This is a genomic window from Anthropogastromicrobium aceti, assembly GCF_020687335.1.
Lineage (GTDB): Bacteria > Bacillota > Clostridia > Lachnospirales > Lachnospiraceae > Anthropogastromicrobium > Anthropogastromicrobium aceti.
Window position 1 is genome coordinate 1 of the sequence record NZ_JAJEQN010000051.1, and the last position, 22,058, is coordinate 22,058.

Annotated in this window: 19 protein-coding genes; 15 read left to right on the plus strand and 4 right to left on the minus strand. The window is 40.6% G+C overall.

Features of this window, described 5'->3' with window-relative positions:
* The first annotated feature begins 349 nt into the window (after positions 1 to 349).
* A complete protein-coding gene (locus tag LKD48_RS14475; RefSeq protein WP_262539109.1) occupies positions 350 to 481 on the plus strand; it encodes a hypothetical protein in 132 nt (43 codons plus the stop codon).
* A gap of 118 nt (positions 482 to 599) precedes the next feature.
* Here LKD48_RS14475 and LKD48_RS14480 read toward each other — a convergent pair whose 3' ends face one another.
* From LKD48_RS14480 to LKD48_RS14495, 4 genes are all read right to left on the minus strand, one after another.
* The gene (locus LKD48_RS14480) at positions 600 to 2,438 is read right to left on the minus strand and encodes an ABC transporter ATP-binding protein (protein WP_308732399.1); all 1,839 of its coding nucleotides are present in this window, start codon (positions 2,436 to 2,438) and stop codon (positions 600 to 602) included.
* Complete coding sequence (locus LKD48_RS14485; RefSeq protein WP_308732400.1) at positions 2,435 to 4,066, minus strand: ABC transporter ATP-binding protein; 1,632 nt, start codon at positions 4,064 to 4,066, stop codon at positions 2,435 to 2,437. Before LKD48_RS14485 ends, LKD48_RS14480 begins: the two co-directional genes overlap by 4 nt.
* 320 nt (positions 4,067 to 4,386) lie before the next feature.
* The gene (locus LKD48_RS14490; RefSeq protein ID WP_227101908.1) at positions 4,387 to 5,037 is read right to left on the minus strand and encodes a sensor histidine kinase; all 651 of its coding nucleotides are present in this window, start codon (positions 5,035 to 5,037) and stop codon (positions 4,387 to 4,389) included.
* Between the two features lie 15 nt (positions 5,038 to 5,052).
* Positions 5,053 to 5,751, minus strand: coding sequence for a LytR/AlgR family response regulator transcription factor (locus LKD48_RS14495; RefSeq protein WP_308732401.1), 699 nt, complete (start codon positions 5,749 to 5,751; stop codon positions 5,053 to 5,055).
* A gap of 245 nt (positions 5,752 to 5,996) precedes the next feature.
* Between LKD48_RS14495 and LKD48_RS14500 the strand changes: the two genes are divergently transcribed.
* From LKD48_RS14500 to LKD48_RS14565, 14 genes are all read left to right on the plus strand, one after another.
* On the plus strand, positions 5,997 to 6,290 hold the full coding sequence (locus LKD48_RS14500) for a rhodanese-like domain-containing protein (protein WP_066560411.1): 294 nt from the start codon (positions 5,997 to 5,999) through the stop codon (positions 6,288 to 6,290).
* A 70-nt stretch (positions 6,291 to 6,360) separates the two neighbouring features.
* Complete coding sequence (locus LKD48_RS14505) at positions 6,361 to 7,524, plus strand: THUMP domain-containing class I SAM-dependent RNA methyltransferase (protein WP_308732402.1); 1,164 nt, start codon at positions 6,361 to 6,363, stop codon at positions 7,522 to 7,524.
* Positions 7,514 to 9,217 carry a lectin like domain-containing protein gene (locus LKD48_RS14510; protein ID WP_262539115.1) on the plus strand — a complete coding sequence of 568 codons (1,704 nt, stop codon included), beginning with the start codon at positions 7,514 to 7,516 and terminating at the stop codon, positions 9,215 to 9,217. Before LKD48_RS14505 ends, LKD48_RS14510 begins: the two co-directional genes overlap by 11 nt.
* 23 nt (positions 9,218 to 9,240) lie before the next feature.
* The gene (locus tag LKD48_RS14515; protein WP_118614916.1) at positions 9,241 to 9,846 is read left to right on the plus strand and encodes an XTP/dITP diphosphatase; all 606 of its coding nucleotides are present in this window, start codon (positions 9,241 to 9,243) and stop codon (positions 9,844 to 9,846) included.
* Complete coding sequence (locus tag LKD48_RS14520) at positions 9,839 to 10,324, plus strand: metallophosphoesterase family protein (RefSeq protein WP_066560418.1); 486 nt, start codon at positions 9,839 to 9,841, stop codon at positions 10,322 to 10,324. The genes LKD48_RS14515 and LKD48_RS14520 overlap by 8 nt, the downstream gene beginning before the upstream one ends.
* A 42-nt stretch (positions 10,325 to 10,366) precedes the next feature.
* Entirely contained in the window at positions 10,367 to 11,353 is a 987-nt protein-coding gene (locus LKD48_RS14525) for an alpha/beta hydrolase (RefSeq protein ID WP_262539116.1), read from the plus strand.
* Between the two features lie 24 nt (positions 11,354 to 11,377).
* A complete protein-coding gene (locus LKD48_RS14530; protein WP_262539117.1) occupies positions 11,378 to 12,664 on the plus strand; it encodes a hypothetical protein in 1,287 nt (428 codons plus the stop codon).
* Positions 12,664 to 13,383, plus strand: coding sequence for a DUF6320 domain-containing protein (locus LKD48_RS14535; protein ID WP_262539118.1), 720 nt, complete (start codon positions 12,664 to 12,666; stop codon positions 13,381 to 13,383). Before LKD48_RS14530 ends, LKD48_RS14535 begins: the two co-directional genes overlap by 1 nt.
* Positions 13,384 to 13,691: 308 nt before the next feature.
* Positions 13,692 to 14,612, plus strand: coding sequence for a 1-phosphofructokinase (gene pfkB, locus LKD48_RS14540; RefSeq protein WP_227101915.1), 921 nt, complete (start codon positions 13,692 to 13,694; stop codon positions 14,610 to 14,612).
* A gap of 24 nt (positions 14,613 to 14,636) precedes the next feature.
* A complete protein-coding gene (locus LKD48_RS14545; RefSeq protein ID WP_262539119.1) occupies positions 14,637 to 16,577 on the plus strand; it encodes a PTS fructose transporter subunit IIABC in 1,941 nt (646 codons plus the stop codon).
* Between the two features lie 95 nt (positions 16,578 to 16,672).
* Positions 16,673 to 16,930, plus strand: coding sequence for an HPr family phosphocarrier protein (locus tag LKD48_RS14550; RefSeq protein ID WP_227101917.1), 258 nt, complete (start codon positions 16,673 to 16,675; stop codon positions 16,928 to 16,930).
* 85 nt (positions 16,931 to 17,015) lie between these two features.
* Positions 17,016 to 18,662, plus strand: coding sequence for a phosphoenolpyruvate--protein phosphotransferase (ptsP, locus tag LKD48_RS14555; protein WP_262539120.1), 1,647 nt, complete (start codon positions 17,016 to 17,018; stop codon positions 18,660 to 18,662).
* Positions 18,663 to 18,665: 3 nt separating this feature from the next.
* Positions 18,666 to 19,409: a DeoR/GlpR family DNA-binding transcription regulator gene (locus LKD48_RS14560; protein WP_066560441.1), complete on the plus strand. Its 744-nt coding sequence runs from the start codon at positions 18,666 to 18,668 to the stop codon at positions 19,407 to 19,409.
* Positions 19,410 to 19,840: 431 nt separating this feature from the next.
* Positions 19,841 to 21,526 (plus strand): ABC transporter ATP-binding protein, encoded by a 1,686-nt coding sequence (locus LKD48_RS14565; RefSeq protein ID WP_227101920.1) that lies wholly within the window; start codon positions 19,841 to 19,843, stop codon positions 21,524 to 21,526.
* Positions 21,527 to 22,058: the final 532 nt, after the last annotated feature.

The following is a 22,058-nucleotide window of genomic DNA, read 5'->3' on the forward strand; positions in this document are numbered from 1 at the left end:
ATGTATCAAAAAGAAAAGAACATGATTGAAGAAATCATTCATTCAAGAAAAAAGATTATGAATTCCGGTATTCGTACCGTTTAATTTCATAGCCCCGGGTATTTGACTTAGTATCCATCTGGGAGATCTTGTGGCCCAGAGAACGCGAATGTGAAGATTCAGTTCCATCGAATCGACACAAATGTGGTCGTAGGACTGCTTGTTAGCGAGTTTTGTTGCTCCGGAACAGATGTGTCTGCCAAAGTCCTTGCGATGTACGCAGACACTAGAACTCCGTCAATGGAACCCCAGTGGCTTGCCGCTGGGTTAAGTCAGTGTAACCCGTAAAGTGGAGAAAAATGTTGTACTGATGAGCTTGGAGCAATACAATCAATTGGTAAAAGCTGCGAAAAATGCAGAATATCTTGCAATGATTGATCGAAGTATTGCACAGTTTGAGGCGGGAAAAGCACAAGAACATGAGTTGATTGAGGTAGAGTGATGAAGAAACTATGGAGTGACAGAGCATGGGATGATTATCTATATTGGCAAATGCAGGAATAGAAGAAATGCCGCCTGCACCGACAAAAAAGATCTGTGCAAGCGGCATTTTTGAAATTTTACGTTGTATAATATTGCGCCTGTGCATTCCACAGTTCATAATATTTTCCGTTGCTGTCGGCAAGGAGTTCTTCATGACTTCCGAGTTGAATGATTTCTCCTTCATGAAATACAGCAATTTTGTCGCAGAAGCGGCATGATGCAAGACGGTGACTGATATAGATAGCGGTTTTGGTTCCTGCGATTTCATTAAATTTACTATAGACTTCGTATTCTGAAATTGGATCGAGTGCAGCAGTCGGTTCGTCAAGGATGATGAACGGTGCATTTTTGTAGAGAGCACGGGCAAGAGCAAGCTTTTGTGCTTCTCCGCCGGATATCTCTACGCCATCAGCATCAATATCTTTGTAAAGAAACGTATTTAACTTATTTGGTAATGAGTTGAGACGTTCGGCAAATCCGGCCTTCTTCAAACATTCGATCACTTTATCTTCATCATAAGAAGCACTGGCAGAGACATTTTGCCCAAGAGAGAAGGAAAAAAGACGAAAATCCTGAAAAACGACCGAAAAAATGGAAGTGTATTCGTTGTAGTCATATTTCTTGATGTTCACACCGTTGAGCAGTATTTCTCCTTCGGTTGGATCATATAAGCGGCACATCAGCTTAATAAACGTGGTCTTGCCAGATCCATTCATTCCAACAACAGCCAATTTTTCACCAACTTTAAATTTTAAATTCACATGCTTAAGCGCATAGGAATCTGCATTTGGATACTGAAACGAAACATTTTTAAATTCCACATAGTATTCGTTGTCATCTCTTTTTTCAACAGTTAACGAACCTTGATACATATGATTTGGCAAATCCAGATACGCAAACAGGTTTTGTAGGTGGGTACAATATACTTCATTATCGGATAAGAGATACATCAATTCCTGTAAGCCTTCTCCGAGTCTTGATAAAACAGCAACATATTGTACAATATTGCCGACGCCAAAAGCACCAAACAAGGCTTTTGATGCCACAAACAGATAACAAACTGCATTTGCAAAAACAATGATGATTTGAGCAATAGCAGGATAGAGAGCCATTTTGACGATATCAGATTGGTTCTCTTTTTCGTGCGAGATGAGTTTATCCAGCATTTTTTCAGCAACCGTGTTTTGACTGTATATGCGAACGTCTTTGGCTTTTTCTGGATTCATATACAGTTCTTTGCCAAAAAACAGAAAGACGCGATTAAACCAAACTGTGTTTTTGCAATACTCCATGAAGATATCGTTTTCGCTGATAGTAGCTTTGGACTTGCTCAAACCACCAATCGCAATACAAACTAGGATAATGAGTATCCAGATAGGATGATCAATAAATCGGTTTCCAGATGAAGAAAGAAACAAAGAGATTGTCATTGCAAGAGAGAGTACGATATATACGAGTGTTCGTACAAGTGCGGATATCCCCCAAAAGAGCTGTGCCAGACCGTTACCGAACATGTAGAGGTTTTCTTGTGCTTCCTGTCGTTGATGCTGGATTGCGGCATTTTCCAGATCAACGAAATCAAGAGACATCTGCTTGTCTGAGAATATTTTTTCAAACCAGTTCCACATTTGTGCCTCTTTTTCGTTGCAGACGTGATTGAGTATGTTTTTAAGGAGAGAACAGATAAAGTTGAGTAACACTGCACCTAGAATAAAAAGCAAAATTGTATTGAATCTTCTTTGTGATGAAATTTCGTTTACAATCTGAGCAGTAAACCAAACGGAAATGAAGGGCTGGATGGAATTGATCAATTCATACGCAGCCTTTCCCTGTGCAAGCCCAGGACAGTACTGCTTTAAGATTGAAAATCCGCGCATGGTGATAGAAACTCTTTTGGTAAGCGCAATTTTGCTCATTCTGCCACCTCCGTTTTATCGAGATTATTTTTGTAATATTTTGCTTGTGTCTCAAAAAGCATACGATACGTTCCGTTCTGCTTAAGCAGTTCATTATGACTGCCTTCCTCACAGATTTTTCCGTTTTCAATCAGGATGATGCGGTCACAAAAGCTTGTGCTTGCCAGTCGGTGCGAAACAAATACAGTCGTTTTTTGAAAACTTATTTGATTGTAATTTCCATATAATGTGCTTTCTGCAATGGGATCAAGGGCAGCTGTAGGTTCATCAAGAAGCATAACAGGAGCATTTTTGTACATTGCACGCGCGAGCAACAATTTCTGAATTTCGCCGCCGGAAAATTCGACACCATCGTCGTATATTGTTTTTCCAAATTGACTGTTTACACCATTGGTCAGTTGCTCGATTTTATTCCATAACCCTGCGACAATTAAGCAGCGTTTCACTTTATTATAATCAATATTTTCTGGCGTAGTTTCGGAAACAATTTCCGCAATGGTCACAGGCAGAATACTGAATTGTTGAAATACAGCAGAAAAGAGTCTATAAAATGCGGTGCGATTGTATTTGCGGATATCAATGCCATCATAGAATATTTGTCCTTCTGTCGGATCAATCAAACCGCATAGCAGCTTAACAAGTGTCGTTTTGCCTGCACCATTTAATCCCACGATTGCGATATGTTCACCGGGATTTATTTTCAGGTTGATATTTTGTAATGTATTGTGATTTGCACCCTCGTATCGGTAACTCACATTTTTGAGTTCAATTTCTTTTGGACAATCGTCCACCGAATTTGTTACGCCATTGTTTCGATTAAATGTTTCTGGGTATTCAAGGTAGGAACGAAAATAATTGATTTTCAAATTTATCTGGTTAAGCGAGGATAAATCTGAAAAAATATTGCCAAGCCATGACGAGAAGTTAGTAACAACACTTAAATACATGACAAATTCTGCAACCGTTATTTGACCATTCCAGATAAGATAGAGTAGATAGAAATAAACAATACTTTCACGAAGGAAAGCTAAGCTACTGTCATATACTGCAATACCCAAAAGTTTGCGTGTAAATCGTTTGTACCAGTCGGCAATTCCTTTCATATTGGTGTTGTAAATATCGGAAAACCATACAGCTATTTTGTATAGACGAATATCTTTTGCAGAACGAATATCACCAGAAATATCGTTAATATAGTGGAGTCGCTGCTGATAACCAATCCGCTCCTTATTATTTGCAGCTGTCCATGCAATGATTTTTTGATTTAAATAATAGCTGATTACAGTTATTATAATTAGAAAAATAATGATTCCCAAGTGAACCTGAATGAGCATAGAACCAAAAACAAATAATCCCAAAAAACTGGTACAGAGTTTTATCAAAATTTCATATATATTGGAAAGCGGAGAGTAATTTCCGTTACAGCACTCAAAACTTTCTGTTTGAAGCTTCCGAAAAATTCCATTTTCTTGGTTGATATAGTCAGTTGTCAATCCTTTCAGTGCCGCATGTTTGAGATAAAATGTGTTCATTCTGAATTTCTGATGATAAATCAACTTAGTCAGAAATTTGTCAGCACCAGATAGAATGGCAAGGCTGCCCATAAAGCTGAGAATGGCAGATGCCAATTTATATACGCTTTGTTTTGCAGTAATCATCTCGATTACTATTTTGGGCAGAATGGTTGTTAAAATTGGAATTAACGTGCCAATCAGTATTTTTAAAGAACACAAACACAAAAGCGGAGAATGACATTTGACTGTATTATTCAGGCAATATAGGATGTTTTTCATTGCCGAATAATTGGTGAGATTTAATTCATCGTGCGAACTTCTGTTAGTTTTTTTCATATTCGCGTACCTCCTATCTATACACCTATGCTAACACACGAAGTTGCACGATTATAAATTTGTGCACCAAATGCTTTTGTCTGTGCATGAATTGCAAATTACTCGATGGCTGGCACCAAAAATTCCGAAGTAAAAGCACCGTCTTCACTGTTGTACTTGACCCAGCCGCCATGTTCTTCAAGGATTGCTTCGGCACGGCGCAAACCGAACCCGTGAACACCGTCCTTGTGGGTTGCAAACAAAGAACCTGTCTTTTTCTTCTTTGGACCTGCTGTGTTGAGCATAGAAAAATAAAGCATTGTTCCTTTCATAGAAATAAAAATACGAATAAATCGTTCTTCTGTGACGGTACGGCAGGATTCAATCGCATTGTCAAGCAGATTCCCAATGACAATACTCAATTCCAAATCTGAAATTGTCAGGATATCTGGCACATTGGCTTTCACGGTAACCGTAATAGCTTCTGCCTTTGCCTGTGCGATCTTTGCAGATAAAATGGCATCAAGAGATACATTACCAGTTTTCAACAGAGTATCCACCTGCATTAGTTGCGTGTCAAGTTGCTCGATATAAGCAAGCGCACGCTCAATTTCTCCAGCTTCAAGTTGACCTTTTAATGTTTGAAGATGATGGTGAAAATCATGCTTGTAACCTCTCATTTCCTTGTGGATACTTCGCACTTCATTTAAGTGTTTTTCAGATTGTTCCGTCTGATAGTCAACCAGCTTTAAGTATGTTTTCTTTCTCATAAGTTTCCTCGATTCTCAATTATGCTCGATAAATGCTCGGTTGATATCGTCGTACTTTCCTCTGGAAAGAGGAAGGGCTGCGTTTCCGATAGTAACGGATGTACGAGAAATTCGAGTTATATATTTAAGCGAAACTAGGTAAGAACGGTGAATACGATAGAAATCATCGCTTACTTTATTTTTAAACACAGATATAGGTTCCTTGATCTTGTACTCGTTGTCTTTTGTGTGAATGACAATGTAATGCAGAAAGGCTTCTGCATAGAGGATATCTGATTCATATAATTTGAGCGTTTCACCATCGCAAGAGATTACCACCGACGGCGGTTCGACAGAAAGTTTGTCTGCGGCTTTGCTCAGAACCTGCGTGAGTTTTTCAGCAGAGAGCGGTTTCGTCAGATAATGAAGCGCATCCACTTCATAACCTTCCCAGACAAACTCAAAATGCGAAGTAATAAAAATGATTTCAGCACGGTTGTGATCTTTGCGGATGCGCTTAGCAAGTTCAATGCCGTTCATATTTTCCATTTCAATATCAAGCAGAAGAATGTCAAATGCCTTATCTTCTTCATATTCAAATAGAAAAGCTTCGGCAGATGCAAACGTGCGTATCTCGCAATTATGTCCTGCGTGAGCACTCCACGATGCAACAATCGAAGCCATATAGTCAATTTGATTTTGCTCATCATCGCAGATTGCAATTTTAAATTTCATGGTCATCACCGCCGTTCCGATAATTTTGTTAAATTATACCAAGACATTAATGAGTTGTCAACGTTACCGAAACAGCGCTGCGGGAACAAGGGGCGCCGACGAAACCATCACCGAAGGGCTTTTCGTAACCATGTCCGTGAACAGCAACTTATTATGCTGCCCTTCATAGACCTTCCGAGTAACATACGCATAGAATAAAGTATAGCATAGTCTGAAAAGACAAGAAATTTTCGGAGGTGCTTTTCATGAGACTAATCGCAGCAAGTACACTTGATGATTATAGAAGATCAGGTGCCTACCTGATCGATCTTCGCACAAAAGAAGAGTATGAGCAGGGTCATATCCCTGGTGCCGTAAATATTCCTTATGATTTTTTAGAAGATTACAAGAAAAGACTTCCCCGAAACCGCCTTCTAGTGTTATACTGTGAGTGGGGTACAACCAGTATTCTCGCAGGCAGAAAGTTAAGCCAGTACGGCTATGATGTGCTCTCCGTAAATGGAGGGCTGCAGGCATACCGTCGTTTCAGCAATATGTAGCTATTGTATGATAAATGCTGCAGGAAAAACGTCTGGCTTACAAATATAAAAACACAAAATTGGAGGCTAAATGAAAACATACGAATTAATTGCACCGTGTCACTTTGGATTAGAGGCGGTGTTAAAAAGAGAGATCGATGATCTTGGTTATGATATCAGCAAAACAGAAGATGGAAGAGTAACCTTTGTAGGAGATATGGAAGCGCTCTGCCGCGCTAATGTATTTCTTCGCAGCGCAGAGCGTATCCTGTTAAAGGCAGGCAGCTTTACAGCGCGCACATTTGACGAGCTGTTTGAGTGCACAAAGGCACTGCCATGGGAAGAGTGGATTCCAAAGGACGGCAAGGTATGGGTAACAAAGGCATCCACCGTAAAGAGCAAGCTTTATTCATCATCAGACATCCAGTCCATCATGAAAAAAGCAATCGTAGAGCGCTTAAAGAGTGCGTACCATACAGAGGTGATTCCGGAGACAGGTGCATCTTATCCAGTACGAGTATTTGCCATGAAGGACGAGTTTACTGTCGGCATTGATTCAACAGGAGAGAGTCTTCATAAGAGAGGATATCGTCAGAGTACAACAAAGGCACCAATCAGTGAGACACTTGCAAGTGCATTGATTATGCTGACACCGTGGAAGAAGGATCGTATTCTTGTTGATCCATTCTGCGGAAGCGGTACCTTTGCAATTGAAGCTGCTATGATGGCAGCGAATATGGCACCAGGTATGAACAGAAGCTTCTTGTCTGAGAGCTGGAAAAATTTGATTCCAAAGAAAACCTGGTACGATGCTATGGACGAGGCAAATGATCTTGTAGATTTGTCTGTAAAGACAGATATTCAGGGATATGATATTGATCCGTCTGCTGTGCGCATGGCAAGAGAGAATGCACAGCGTGCCGGTGTTGATTATATGATTCATTTGCAGCAGCGTCCTGTAAGCGCATTGTCCCATCCTGGAAAGTATGGCTTTATTATCACGAATCCTCCATATGGCGAGCGTCTTGAAGAGAAGGCAGATCTGCCAGAGCTGTACCGTACAATAGGTGATCGTTTTGCCAAGCTGGACACATGGTCTATGTATTTAATCACATCTTATGAGGATGCACAGAATGCAATTGGCAAGAAAGCGGACAAGAACCGTAAAATTTACAACGGAATGATTAAGACCTACTATTATCAGTACATCGGCCCGAAGCCGCCGAGAAGGGAACAAAGAACGAGTGAAATATAAACAGTGGTATATTGCCGCAGCTCTTGCACTGTTAGTGTTGGCTGTTGTCTGTCTGTATCAAAGGCAGACAACAAGCACAGTTAGAAGCGGCTATACGCAGGCAGGCGTTTGTGATGAATGGAATGAGCTGATTGCAGCAAAGACAAACCAAAAGGAAATCAGTCTGAGCGTGGATGGAAAGCGCTTGGCAAAGAATGATATACAGCCATATATGGCAGATGACAGACAACTGATGATTCCAGTGGATACGCTTCGCGATGTCTTCCTTTGCAATGTAGGAATCTATGATCACAAAACACTGAAGGCATACCGCAATGACCGAAGCATAGAGGCAGAGGAAAATAAAGAAGAGATCGTAATCAATGGTGAAAAGGAAAAGATCACGAATGCACTTGTTTTTCAGGGAGGATCTTACTATTTAAGTGCAGATGTAGTAGCGAAGGGACTTGACTATGAGGTCGAGTGGGATGCGTCAGCCAATACAATTCGATTTACTGATATCCGTCCAGAAGCCTCTAAGCTTCCTTCAGCATTTGACCCAAGGCTGTATGGTCTTGATGCGCCAGTTATGAATCAGGGAAAGCTTGGTACATGCTGGGCATTTGCATCAGTCGGTGCACTAGAGGCAGCACTTCTTCCAGAGGAAAGCTGGAATTTTTCAGTTGATCACATGAGTCTGAATAATGGATATACCTGGGGACAGGATACGGGCGGTGAGTACACTATGGCAATGGCGTATCTGCTTTCATGGAAAGGACCTGTGCGTGAAGAAGATGACCCATACGGTGATGGAAAAACTGATACATCATTAAGGGCAGTCAAGCATGTGCAGGAAATTCAGATCATTCCGTCAAAAGATCAATCTGCAATTAAGCGGGCTGTTTATCTGTATGGAAGTGTCCAGACATCTATCTACTGTGAGGTCAGCGGTGAAAACAGCGAATCTTCATATTATAACAATGCACAGAACGCATACTGTTATATAGGAACGAACAAAATAAATCATGATACGCTGATTGTTGGCTGGGATGATGGTTATGCCGCGTCAAATTTTCGTACACAGCCAGAGGGAAATGGTGCATGGCTTTGCATGAACAGCTGGGGAACTGGCTTTGGTGACGGCGGATATTTCTGGGTGTCTTATTATGATTCCAACGTCGGCATCTATAATGCAGCCTACACAAAAATTGAAAATACAGATAATTATGATCGAATTTACCAGTCAGATAAGTGCGGATGGGTTGGACAGCTTGGTTATGGAAACGAGGAAGCTTACTTTGCCAATCTTTATACTGCAAATGGCGAAGAGGTGCTTGAAGCTGTTGGTTTTTATGCCACAGCACCAGACACTAGTTATGAAGTTTATGTGGTAAATAAGGTGACAGGAGAGGCTGATCTGACATTCCAGAAAAAGGCGGCATCTGGCAGTTTTTCAAATGCCGGGTATTACACAGTCAAATTGGACAAGCCAGTGCTTTTATCAGATGGTGATCGATATGCAGTGATCGTCTACGTGCGTACACCAGGCAGTGAGCGACCTGTAGCAGTCGAGTACACAAGCAAGGATGGCGCTGTCATTGCAAACCTTAGTGGAAACGAGGGCTACATCAGCATGAAAGGTACAAGCTGGCAGTCTGCGCAGGACAAATATAAGTGCAATATATGCTTAAAGGCATACACAAAAGAACAGTAAGAAAGAATAAGGAAAAAAACACCATGAAAAAAATATTATTCGCAACCACAAATGAGGGAAAGATGCGAGAGATCCGCATGATTATGGAAGGAAGCGGCTATGAGATTACGTCTCTTAAGGATGCTGGCATCAAGGTCGATATCGATGAGAATGGCAGTACATTTGAGGAAAATGCTCTGATTAAGGCAAATGCGCTTCGTCCATATACTGATGGCATCATTCTGGCTGATGATTCTGGTCTGGAGGTTGATTATTTAAATAAAGAACCAGGTGTACATTCAGCCAGATATATGGGTGAGGACACATCATATGATATCAAAAATCAGTCTATCATTGACCGTCTTGATGGAGTGGAAGGGAATGACCGCAGTGCACGCTTTGTGTGTGTGATTGCAGCCAGCTTTCCAGATGGCCATACCGCTGTCACACGCGGAACCATCGAGGGTGTAATCGCAAAGACACCGGCAGGTTGCGGTGGCTTTGGCTATGATCCGATTGTGTATGTGCCAGAGCTTGGCAAGACAACGGCAGAGATTTCAGCAGAAGAGAAAAACAAGATCAGCCATAGAGGAAAAGCACTTCGTGCCATGAAGGCAATTTTGCAAAAAGAGGAAAGCAATAATGAGTGAGCGCATTCTGATTGTCAGTGACACACATGGAAGACTTAATTATTTTAAGGAAATGTTAGCCAGAACAGGAAAGCCAGACAGATTGATTCATCTTGGTGACTCAGAGGGACAGCAGGATGAGATTGCACGCTTAGCAGGCTGCCCTGTTGATATTGTGCGCGGAAACTGTGATTATTCATCTGATCTTGCGCAGGATAAGCTAATAGAAATCGGAAAGTACCGCGTCTTTTTGACACATGGACATCGTTATCAGGTAAACTTCGGAATCCAGACACTAAAAGAGGCAGCACTTCTTCGTGGAGCAGACATCGCAATGTATGGTCACACTCACGTGCCGATTATCAATCAGGGAAGGGATGTCACTATCTTAAATCCAGGAAGTTTAACTCTGCCGCGTCAGGATGGTTTTGCCCACACATATATATTGATGGAAATTGACCGCGAAGGCGAGGCACACTTTACACTGTGCAAGTTATAAGATTTTTGTGACTGCATACCACAGAAAGGAATACAGCCATTTATGAATAAAGTTTTAAGAGCCGCAATTCGAACAATGTCACGTCATCAGGGTGATATGACAAAAGACTACGAGAAGAGCCGTAAAAAAGAAAAAATGTATCCGTATTACAAGGGAAGAAGCTGCAATACAATGGATCGCATTCTCCATCTTGAGGGGCGTGATATCTTGCTTCGTACCTACAGCTATGATGGAAAAGTGGCACCGCTTATTTTATTTTTTCATGGTGGCGGCTTTGTGACAGGTGATTTTGAAAGCTACGGAAATGTCTGCGCAAATCTGTCTGAGCGCACTGGCTATAAGGTTGTTTCTGTTAATTATCGTTTGGCGCCAGAGCACCGTTTTCCGCAGGGATTAGAGGATTGCTATGAGGCGATGCAGGCAGTTCTTGCGCATTGCGAAGATTGGTATCAAGCAAAGCAGGAAGATATTGTTATCATGGGCGACAGCGCTGGCGGTGAGATCTGTGCGGAACTTGGTATGATGGCAAGAGATCGTGGAGGGCTGATGCCAAAAAGACAGGTACTGATTTATCCTGTAGCTTATGGTTCATATGGTGACGATAATCCATATCCATCAGTTGAAGAAAATGGATATGACTATTTACTTACACGTGCATTGATGTGCGAGTACATGGAGCTTTATCGAAGCAGCAAGGAAGATGAGAAAAATCCATACTTTGCACCGCTTCAGCATCATGACTTTTCAAATCTGCCTGATACGCTTTTGGTTACGATGGAGTATGATCCGCTTCGTGACGAAGGTGAAGCATTAGGTGAAAAAATGCGCGAGGCCGGCTGCAGCGTAAAGAGCGTTCGTGTGCTAGACGGCATTCATGGAATGATGCTTCTTCCGCCGATTTTTGCAGGTGCAAAGGAAATTTATGAGGCAATTGAAGGCTTCATTGGAAAACGAGGACAATCGGAAGACGAAGCAGTCAAAATAGATGCTTTGACAGAAAACGAAGTGCCTTCTGACAAAAATAAGTAAAGAGAAAAGTGAGGCGAGGGATAAGTGAAGAATACAAAACGGCCGGGATGGAGCCGGTTGGACAATGCGGCAAAGGTATTTCCGGCATTGGCGAATAAAAAAGACAGCCGTGTATTTCGCTTTGCCTGTCAGCTGACAGAGCCTGTTCAAAAGAAAGCGCTGCAGCAGGCAGCGGAGCAGGCGTTGGAGGAGTTTCCTATTTTTACAAACATCATCCGTCATGGCATGTTTTGGTATTATCTTGAGGAATCAGGAAAGATGCCGATTGTGCATGAGGAAGATCAAAATGTATGTAGCCGTCTTTATGATAAGAACGAGCATCATTTACTGATCGATATTTCTTATTATAAGTGCAGGATCAATTTTGAGATATTCCATGCTATGGCAGATGCGACAGGCGCGCTTATGTTTTTGAAAACGCTGGTAGTAAATTATTTGAAGATTGTTCATCCAGTGCTTGTGCATGAAGATTTGTCACTTGGTATAGACAGTACATTTCGAGAAAAGGATTCAGACAGCTTCAGTCAGTATTATAACAAGGAAGAGAAAAATTCAAGTATGTCCTTCTTAGGTGAAAAGACAGTGCCGATTTTTCATTTCCATGAGCCGTCGACACCTGACTTTTTCCAACAGGTAACAGAGGCAGAGGTTTCAACAAGACAGATCATTGCGGCAGCAAAACAGTATCATACGACAGTGACAGTTTTTTTGGTGTCTCTTTTGATTTTGTCCATCTATGATGCAATGGAACCAAGAGACAGAAAGAAGGCAGTGCGAATTATGGTTCCTGTTAATCTTAGAAATTATTTTCCATCAGCGACGGTGCGAAATTTCTTTGGACTGATTGCAGTTACTTATGATCGAAAAAAGCAGGGAGAAACATTAGAAGACGTTATAGCTGCAGTTGCAGAAAATTTCAGAAGAGAACTGACAAAGGAAAAGCTTGAAAAAATGATTGCCGGTCAGGTTAGTCTGGAAAAGCATATGGCAGCAAGAGCAATTCCGCTCATTTTTAAGGATATTGGAATGGAATTGTCAGGTCTGATTGCAGGAGCGCGTCAGACAATGTATTTTTCAAATATCGGGCGAATTACAATGCCAAAGGCATTGGCACCATATGTCTGTCAGTTTGATTTTTTTATTGGATGTGCCGGAAGACAAATTTGCATGTGTTCATATGAAGATCATATGATGGTAACATGCGCAGGAAGTTCAAGTCCAAAGGACACGGAGCGTGCATTCTTTCGCAGATTGGCCGAGTTTGATTCAGATATGATTATCAACACGAATTATTCGGGAAAGGAAGACTGATGATGGATACTGATAAAAAGCGAAAAACGATTCGATGTCAGAAATGCGGTCTTACATTTTCTGGAGAGCGTGTATATTGTCCGCTGTGTAAAAAGCGAATTATAGATGAAGGTACGGAAGATTCCTCTATAAAGGAAGACTTTGATGTATTTCCTGTGACACAAAAAAAACAGGCAGATTTCATTTTTATGAAAATCGTAACGTTTGCAGCACTCGCAGCAGTTATTGTGGCAGGTATGGTCGACAGAATGATGGTATTATCAGACCGCACATGGCAGCCGATATTTTTTCTCGTCGTAATAGGTGTGGCAGGAGGCTATGCACTTTTGATTGTTGGACAGCGAAAGTGGAAAAATATTCGCAAAATGGTCATGTATGAAGTGATCATAGGCATGATTTTATGTATAGCGTATGACTGGTATACTGGCTGGAAGGGCTGGAGCGTACAGATTGTTCTTCCACTTACAGTAGTTGGCATGAATTTATTATATTTTATTCTTGGATTTGTGGACAGAAAGCACCAGACAGATTATGGAATTTATTTTTTGCTGACTATTATAGCAACAGTTTTTGTTGTAATACTTGTCTGTGTTGGAGTTATGCATAACACAATGCTTGTGACAGTGACAACAGGCATTGGTGTGCTGCTTCTTATTGCAAAAATCATTTTTCAGGGAAAGACGTTTTTGTCAGAGTTATCAAGACGACTGCATGTCTGACTATGTTAGAAGAAAACAAAGAATAAAAATAAAAAAGAAAAAGATACTGATACAGTGAGGCGTATTGCTTTTTTGTATCAGTATTTTTTTTGAGCATTTTAAAACAAAAGTTACGAAGGAAAATGAAGAAAAAATGACTAAAATCAGCCAAAAACAACCAAACAATCACAAATCAATCAAACTTGTGCAGGATACACCAAAATAATCAATCATATTCGTGCACTATATTGATTGATTTTGAGCGATAATGATTGTATAATCACACTATAAGAAGTGTAAAGCAATCGTTTGGAATAGGAGGAAACGTCATGATTTATACAGTAACATTCAATCCGTCATTGGACTATATCGTTTCTGTACCGGGATTTGAGCTTGGTAAAACAAATCGTACCGAGTCAGAACAGCTGCTTCCTGGCGGAAAGGGAATTAATGTCTCAATCTTATTAAATCATATTGGTATTGAGAGTACGGCGCTTGGTTTTTGTGCAGGCTTTACTGGAGAAGAGATTAAGCGTCAGCTTCAGGTACAGGGCATTCATACAGATTTTATTCAGATGGAAAATGGATGTGCGCGTATCAATTTGAAGCTTCAGAATGTAGAAGGAACTGAGATCAACGGTATGGGACCTGCCATCAGCGAGGAGAAGACAAAAGAGCTTCTTGAGCGTCTTGATGTCTTAAAGGAAGGTGACGTACTTGTGCTTGCCGGAAGCATTCCTGCATCAATGCCAGATGACATGTACAGAAATATTGCAGCACGCATGGAAGGAAAGAAAATTTTGCTTGCGGTAGATGCAACAAAAGATTTGCTTGTTAATGTGCTGGAATATCATCCATTTGTAATTAAGCCAAATAATCATGAGCTTGGTGAGATTTTCGGTGTTAATCTTTCAACGAAGGAATCTGTAGTTCCTTATGCAAAGAAGCTTCAGGAAAAAGGTGCGAGAAACGTACTGATTTCAATGGCTGGAGAGGGTGCTGTTCTTGTAAGCGAAGATAAAAGCGTGTTCATGGCAGAGGCACCAAAAGGCACACTGATAAATGGTGTCGGTGCAGGTGATTCTATGGTTGCAGGCTTTTTGGCAGGTTGGATGAAATCACATGATTATAAGGAAGCATTTCGTATGGGTGTTGCCTGCGGAAGTGCAAGTGCATTTTCAGAATATCTGGCAGATAGTGAAATGATTGAAAAGGTTTACAATCAGGTTCAGGTTAATGAGTGCAAATAAAAAAGGAAAGGTAAGGTTTGATATATGAGAATCACAGATTTGCTCGATGCACGAAGCGTATCGCTTACGTCATCACCAAAGACAAAGAGTGAAGCACTTGATCAGGCAGTAGCACTGATGACAAAGAGTGGAAAAATCAATGACGAAGAAGCATATCGCAGTCAGGTTTATGCGAGAGAAGAAGAAAGCACCACAGGAATTGGAGAAGGAATTGCTATTCCACATGGAAAGTGTGATGCAGTCAGCAGACCAGGTCTAGCAGCAATGGTCATCAAAAATGGAGTAGATTTTGATTCACTTGACGGTGAGCCTGTTACACTGCTGTTTTTGATTGCGGCGCCAAACACAAAAGACAATGTGCATTTGGATGTGTTAAGCAAGCTGTCTGTTATGCTGATGGATGAGGAGTTTACAGAAAATCTTAGAAATGCATCAAGTGTTGAAGAATTTTTAAGAATTATTGATCAGGCTGATGAAGAGAAAGCAAGCATTGATGAGCGTCTTGAGCAGACAAGCATATTAGATGAGCCGTCTGAGAATAAGGCTGAGCCAGTTAAGAAGATTTTGGCAGTTACTTCATGTCCAACAGGAATTGCTCATACCTATATGGCAGCAGAAGGTTTAGAGAAGGCAGCAAAGAAGCTTGGATGCCGCATTAAAATTGAAACTCGCGGTTCAGGCGGTGCAAAAAATGTGCTGACACAGGCTGAGATTGATGAAGCTGACTGCATTATCGTGGCAGCAGATGCAAAGGTTCCGATGGAGCGCTTCAATGGAAAAAAGGTGATTGAGTGTCAGGTATCTGATGGAATCAGCAAGGCAGAGGAATTGTTAAACCGTGCTATGTCTGGTGATGTTTTGGTGTATCATGCATCTGGTGCAGGCGAGTCTTCTTCAGGCACATCAGCAAAGAGCGGAGGAAGCGTTGGCCATAGAATTTATATGCAGCTGATGAACGGTGTTTCTCATATGCTTCCTTTCGTTGTAGGCGGCGGAATTTTGATCGCACTTGCATTTTTAATTGATGGTTTTGGCGTTGATATGGCATCACTGTCAGCAGAGGAGCGTTCTGCATTTGGAAGCATTACACCTGTTGCAGCAATGTTAAAAAGTATCGGAAGCACGGCATTTTCCTTTATGCTTCCAGTATTGGCCGGCTTTATCGCAATGGCAATTGCAGACCGTCCTGGACTGGCGCTTGGCTTTGTCGGCGGAATGATTGCATATAGTGGAAAATCAGGATTTTTAGGTGCACTTGTTGCTGGTTTTGCAGCTGGCTATATCATCCTTGGACTAAAAAAAGTTTGTGACAAGCTGCCGGATGCACTTGAAAAAATCACACCAGTTTTGATCTATCCAGTAGTTGGAATTTTAGCAATGGGACTTCTTATGAACTTTGTAGTAGAGCCTGTTATGGGTGCAGTAAATACTGCATTAAATAATGGCTTGACAAGTATGGGCGGTTCGAGTAAGCTATTATTAGGATTTGTTCTTGCAGGTATGATGGCAATTGATATGGGAGGTCCGTTCAACAAAGCAGCATATGTATTTGGAACCGCAGCAATCGCTTCTGGAAATTATGATGTTATGGCAGCTGTTATGATTGGCGGTATGGTTCCTCCATGTGCAATTGCACTGTCAACGATTTTGTTTAAGAATCGTTTCACAAAGGAAGAAAGAGATGCAGGTCCGACAAACTTTATCATGGGTCTGGCATTCATCACAGAAGGTGCAATTCCATTTGCAGCAGCTGACCCGCTTCATGTAATTCCGGCATGTGTGATTGGTTCTGGAGTTGCAGGTGCACTTAGTATGCTGTTTAAATGTACACTTATGGCACCGCACGGCGGTATTTTCGTATTTCCTGTAGTAGGAAATGCAATTATGTATTTACTGGCACTTGTGATTGGAACGGTTATTTCTACTGTTTTATTAGGTGTGTTAAAGAAGCCAAGAGAAGCATAAAATGCGTCAATTAAAAAATTGATAACTAAAAACCTGAAAAGAAAAAGGGGCAGCTTGCCCTTATAATAAAATCAAAGAGGATAAAGGAGAACAAAATGAAAGAGTTTACTTACACTATTACAGATCCAGAAGGAATCCATGCTCGTCCGGCAGGAGAACTTGTAAAGGCAGCAAAGGCATTTGAGAGTGCTATTAAGCTGAATAAGGAAGGAAAGTCAGCAGACTGTAAGCGTGTATTTGGTATCATGGGACTTGCTGTAAAGCAGGGACAGACTGTTACCGTTACCGTAGAGGGAAGCGATGAGGAAGCAGCAGCACAGGCAATGGAGAATTTCTTTAAGACAACTCTGTAACGTTATCAAATAAGAAAATAAAAGGGCGGACACCGAAATTCGGCAGTCCGCCTGCTGTGCATATGGTCACAGAAAGGTGGATTTTATGAAAGTTTATCACGGAAAAAGTGTATTTGGCGGTATTGCGATCGGAAAAACAGCCGTATATCAAAAGAGTGAGCAACAGGTAAAGCGCGTGAAAACAGAAGATTCTGACGGTGAGTGGGCACGTTATCAGGCAGCAAGAGAGGCTTCGATTGAGCAGCTTGGCGAGCTTTATGATAAGGCATGCAGAGAAGTCGGAGAGACGAATGCTGCTATTTTTGAGATTCATCAGATGATGCTTGAAGATGACGATTATAATGAGTCAGTTGAAAATATTATTCGTACCCAGCAGGTAAATGCTGAGTATGCAGTAGCAGCAACTGGTGACAATTTCTCTCAGATGTTTGCAGCTATGGATGACGATTATATGAGAGGACGTGCAGCAGACGTAAAGGATATTTCTGAGAGAGTATTAAATAATCTTTCTGGTGCAGGAAAGACAGGCGTGACAACAGATGAGCCTGTTATCATTTTGGCAGATGATCTGGCACCATCAGAGACAGTACAGCTTGACAAGGATAAGGTGCTTTCCTTTGTTACTGTACACGGTTCAACAAATTCCCACACTGCAATTTTAGCAAGAACCATGGCAATCCCAGCATTGATTGGAACTGATATTCCGCTTGATGAAACAACAGATGGTGTGATGGCTGTTGTTGATGGAAGTGATGGCACAATTTATGTTGATCCAGACGAAGAAACCATGGCGCTGATGCAGGAAAAGAAGCGTGCTGATGAGGAGAAGAAGGCGCTTTTGCAGCAGTTAAAGGGAAAAGAAAATAAGACAATTGACGGCAAGAAGATTATGCTTTATGCTAATATTGGAAACATCAAGGACCTTGCAGCAGTCATTCAGAATGATGCAGGCGGAATCGGTCTTTTCAGAAGTGAGTTCTTATATCTGGAGAAGGAAGATTATCCGACTGAGGAGGAGCAGTTTAAGGTTTACAAGACAGCCGTTGAGACAATGGCAGGAAAGAATGTAATTATCAGAACTCTTGATATTGGTGCTGATAAGCAGTGTGCTTATTTTAATATGGAGCATGAAGAAAATCCTGCACTTGGCTATCGTGCGATCCGTATCTGCCTGACACAGACAGATGTATTTAAGACACAGCTTCGTGCGCTGTTTCGTGCAAGCGCATATGGAAAGCTTTCAATCATGTATCCGATGATCACAAGCCTTTGGGAAGTAAGAAAGATTAAGGAAATCGTAGAAGAAGTAAAGGCAGAGCTTGATGAGCAGGGTATTGCCTATGGAGAGCCTAAGCAGGGTATTATGATTGAGACACCAGCAGCTGTTATGGTAAGCGGTGAGCTTGCAAAGGAGGTTGATTTCTTCAGCATTGGAACAAATGATCTGACGCAGTATACACTTGCTGTTGACAGACAGAATCCAAAGCTTGATCGTTTCTTTGATCCGCATCATCCGGCAATTCTTGCAATGATCCGTATGGTAGTAGAGAATGCGCATAAAGCAGGCATCTGGGCAGGCATCTGTGGTGAGCTTGGTGCTGATACCAGTCTGACAAAGGAGTTTTTGGCAATGGGGGTAGATGAGCTTTCAGTATCAGCAGGAAGCATTTTGCCGATTAGAAAGATCATTCTTGAGACAGATTTAAGCCAGTACGGGAAGGACATAAAATAAATAATGCTTACGGAAAAACGATATGAACTAATTTTGAAACTGCTTGATGAGCAAAACAGCGTTACAGTGGCGGAGATCAAGGAAAAACTAAAGATTTCCGAATCCACAATTCGCCGCGATTTAAATGCGCTTGACAAGGCCGGAAAGTTAAATAAGGTATTTGGAGGTGCAGTGGCGATTGAAGCTGGAATTACAACAGCAGAGCCATCTGTTGCACAGAAAAAAGGTGTCAACAAAGAAGAAAAACAGCTTATTGCCCGCTATGCGGCAGCACTGATTACAAAAGATGACTTCGTCTATCTAGATGCAGGAACAACAACAGGCTGCATGATTGATTTTATAACAGAAAAAAGTGCAACGTATGTAACAAATGCGGTCAGTCATGCACAAAAGCTGGCAGCAGCAGGTTTTCGTGTTTACCTGATAGGCGGTGAGTTAAAGCCAACTACAGAGGCTGTTGTGGGCAATCAGGCGATTCTTAGTCTGGAGACACTTCATTTTTCAAAAGCGTTTTTCGGAACAAATGGTGTCAGCTTAAAGGCTGGATTTAGTACGCCAGATTACGAGGAAGCAATGGTTAAAAAGACTGCTATCGGGCAGGCAAAAAAGGCCTACATACTGGCCGATTATTCGAAGTTTGGAAATATCAGTTCAGTGACATTTGAGGAATTTGCAAAGGCACAGATTATTACAGACCGCAAACCGCCAGAGGCATTTTTAAGAAGTAAGAACATCATTGTGGCTTAAAAAGGTGCGATAACTCATAAATTTTAAGCAGTTTTGGGGTCAGGTCACTGCCTGACCCCAATTTTGCAAGTGTCCTAAAAATGTGTAAATGCATGGAAATGAGGAATGAACAAGGATGCGGTGTGATACGCCTACGCATAAGGATGAAGAAATGTCGGATAAACTTGCAAGACTACAAAGGGGTAAGATAATATGCCCTTTGTTTTATATTCTTTTGACGAAATTACGATAGAATATTGGAACTTAGCATGATATAATAATAGAAAATTTTTAGGAAGAGGTGAGAACGATATGAAAATTATCCGAGATAACTGCTCAGTACAGTTGATGTAAACTGTTGGCAGATTGTGCTGAGGTTAAAAGAAACTTGCCAGTAGTCGTTGACTGTACTGCTCTGATGCTTGAAATACAATATGTAAAGGAGTACAGTTATGCGTTATATAAAAGAAATATTAAAGAAAAACAGCATATGGGTATTGGTCTACATTGGACTAGGTATATTTAATTCATTTATGGCTAATTACAAGGTTGACTATTTCCAAAAGGTTATTGATGGATTGGCTGATAGAACACTTGCATTTGCAGGAGTTGCAACATATGGCTTTATTTTGCTGGTAAATTATTGTATGAATTATCTGGATAATTACCCTGAAAAAAAGTTGGAACATGGTATTTATTTGGATTTTAAGCTTTTGTCACTTAGAAAAATAAGTACAATCGATTATACGGAATATCAGAAAATAGGTACGGGCAAACTTGTTCAAAGGATTGAGAATGGTTCAGCAGCAGGAAGAAATGTATTATTCAATTTCTGGTTGTGTTTGATTCGTGATTTACTTCCTACCATTGGTTTTAGTATATACTTTATTTGGAAAATAGATGAAAAAGTCACTTATGTACTGTTTGTAGGCTATACGATTATTTTTGTAACAACCAACATTCTATTAAAGTTTCTTTACAAAATAAAAGAAAAGATTTTGAATAGTGAAGAACTATTAAATCACTATTTGGTCAGAGGCTATATGGAAATGTTGGTATTTCGTATGAGTAAACAGTTTCCGAGTGAAATAAAGAAGACTTGTAATGCAAAAGAGGATATTGTTTCATCAAAAGTAAAAATGAATATGATTCATGAAGCATTCTTCACAATATTTGCACTACTTGTGGCAGTGCTAGATATTGGTATTCTTTTTTATGCATGGAAAACGAAAAACCTTACAGTAGGTTCTGTGGTTGCACTAATTGCACTGATTGAAAATGCCTATACGCCAATTGCCATTTTTAATGTACTTTATGTCCAATATAAATTGGACAAGGCATCGTATAAGAGATTTGAGGAATTTTTAGGCTTAAAAGACGATGTTCAATTAAGAAACGGTAACGCAATAAATACAAATGTTGGAAAAATTGCAATAAGAAATTTATCATTCCAATATGAGGAACGAAAAATTATTGATGGCTTGAGCCTGTCAATACAAAAGGGAGAAAAAATAGCTTTTGTAGGAGAAAGTGGTTCCGGAAAATCGACCTTGATTAGGATATTATTAGGGTTGCTAAAATATAATCAAGGAGAAGTTCGCTTAGGAGACATGGAGTTAAAAGAAATTTGTCTTAATAATCTGTATGATAGAGTTAGTTATCTATCACAGGATGCCCCTGTTTTTGACGGAACAATAAAAGAAAATCTGGTATTTGAGAAACAAGTGTCAGAAGAGCAAATGCTGGGGGTATTGAGAGAAGTGCAACTATCTCATTTAGTTGAAAATCTTGCGGAAGGTTTAAATACTGAAATTGGTGAGAAAGGTACTTGTTTATCGGGTGGAGAAAAACAAAGACTTGCATTAGCTCGCTTGTGGTTTGAAGACTCCGAACTTGTCATTTTGGATGAAGCAACATCTGCAATGGATAATTTAACAGAAGAAAATGTAATGAAATCAGTTATGCAAAAAATGAAAAATAAAACTGTCATTGCCATTGCACATAGATTAAATTCCATTGCAGGTTTTGACAGAATTATCCTCTTTAAAGAAGGGAGAATTGTTGGACAAGGTACTTTTGAAGAACTACTACATACAGATTCTTATTTTATGGACTTGTATAATGCGAATGTGAAATAATTGTTTTTCAGGTCGAAACTTGTAAAAATTCAAAGGGGCTGTTGCTCTTGCGTTTTTTTATTGTTAGAGTAGCAGTTCCTTACGGTGCGGTGCCAGAGCATGACGCGGTACTATGCCTGATCCGCAAGGCGTATGAGCTCAATCAGAAATTCAAGCTATCAGTATGAAGATCATTTTCGCCATTTAAGGGATCTCTATGAGAAAAATGAGCTGACAAGCGTAATTAATCGTGTAGTAGAGGATATTAATCACCGCTTTACAAAAGTCGGGCGGGAAAGCCAAGAAACTTTTTGCAATTATCGGACAATGATGTCGAATTTTGTCGAAATGTTGTATAGGCAACTGCTCGTTTTGTGTTTGTGTCCTTGTGTATTGTATGATATACTGTTTATATCAACAAAGAACATATATTCATATTCGCAGTTAAAGGAGGGCACATATGCATACGGTACAGCTTCTGTTAAAAACATCTAAATACGAACGCCATGAAATCGATCGTCGTTTTCATGCATTGGCACATTTGCATAATGTA

What these genes read in the sequence shown, in the direction of transcription:
- LKD48_RS14495 (WP_308732401.1), bottom strand. Translation starts at nt 5,751, where the DNA reads ATGAAATTTAAAATTGCAATCTGCGATGATGAGCAAAATCAAATTGAC.
- LKD48_RS14545 (WP_262539119.1), top strand. Translation starts at nt 14,637, where the DNA reads ATGAGAATCACAGATTTGCTCGATGCACGAAGCGTATCGCTTACGTCA.
- ptsP (WP_262539120.1), top strand. Translation starts at nt 17,016, where the DNA reads ATGAAAGTTTATCACGGAAAAAGTGTATTTGGCGGTATTGCGATCGGA.
- pfkB (WP_227101915.1), top strand. Translation starts at nt 13,692, where the DNA reads ATGATTTATACAGTAACATTCAATCCGTCATTGGACTATATCGTTTCT.
- LKD48_RS14490 (WP_227101908.1), bottom strand. Translation starts at nt 5,037, where the DNA reads ATGAGAAAGAAAACATACTTAAAGCTGGTTGACTATCAGACGGAACAA.
- LKD48_RS14500 (WP_066560411.1), top strand. Translation starts at nt 5,997, where the DNA reads ATGAGACTAATCGCAGCAAGTACACTTGATGATTATAGAAGATCAGGT.
- LKD48_RS14505 (WP_308732402.1), top strand. Translation starts at nt 6,361, where the DNA reads ATGAAAACATACGAATTAATTGCACCGTGTCACTTTGGATTAGAGGCG.
- LKD48_RS14515 (WP_118614916.1), top strand. Translation starts at nt 9,241, where the DNA reads ATGAAAAAAATATTATTCGCAACCACAAATGAGGGAAAGATGCGAGAG.
- LKD48_RS14535 (WP_262539118.1), top strand. Translation starts at nt 12,664, where the DNA reads ATGATGGATACTGATAAAAAGCGAAAAACGATTCGATGTCAGAAATGC.
- LKD48_RS14550 (WP_227101917.1), top strand. Translation starts at nt 16,673, where the DNA reads ATGAAAGAGTTTACTTACACTATTACAGATCCAGAAGGAATCCATGCT.
- LKD48_RS14565 (WP_227101920.1), top strand. Translation starts at nt 19,841, where the DNA reads ATGCGTTATATAAAAGAAATATTAAAGAAAAACAGCATATGGGTATTG.
- LKD48_RS14525 (WP_262539116.1), top strand. Translation starts at nt 10,367, where the DNA reads ATGAATAAAGTTTTAAGAGCCGCAATTCGAACAATGTCACGTCATCAG.
- LKD48_RS14475 (WP_262539109.1), top strand. Translation starts at nt 350, where the DNA reads ATGAGCTTGGAGCAATACAATCAATTGGTAAAAGCTGCGAAAAATGCA.
- LKD48_RS14520 (WP_066560418.1), top strand. Translation starts at nt 9,839, where the DNA reads ATGAGTGAGCGCATTCTGATTGTCAGTGACACACATGGAAGACTTAAT.
- LKD48_RS14560 (WP_066560441.1), top strand. Translation starts at nt 18,666, where the DNA reads ATGCTTACGGAAAAACGATATGAACTAATTTTGAAACTGCTTGATGAG.
- LKD48_RS14480 (WP_308732399.1), bottom strand. Translation starts at nt 2,438, where the DNA reads ATGAGCAAAATTGCGCTTACCAAAAGAGTTTCTATCACCATGCGCGGA.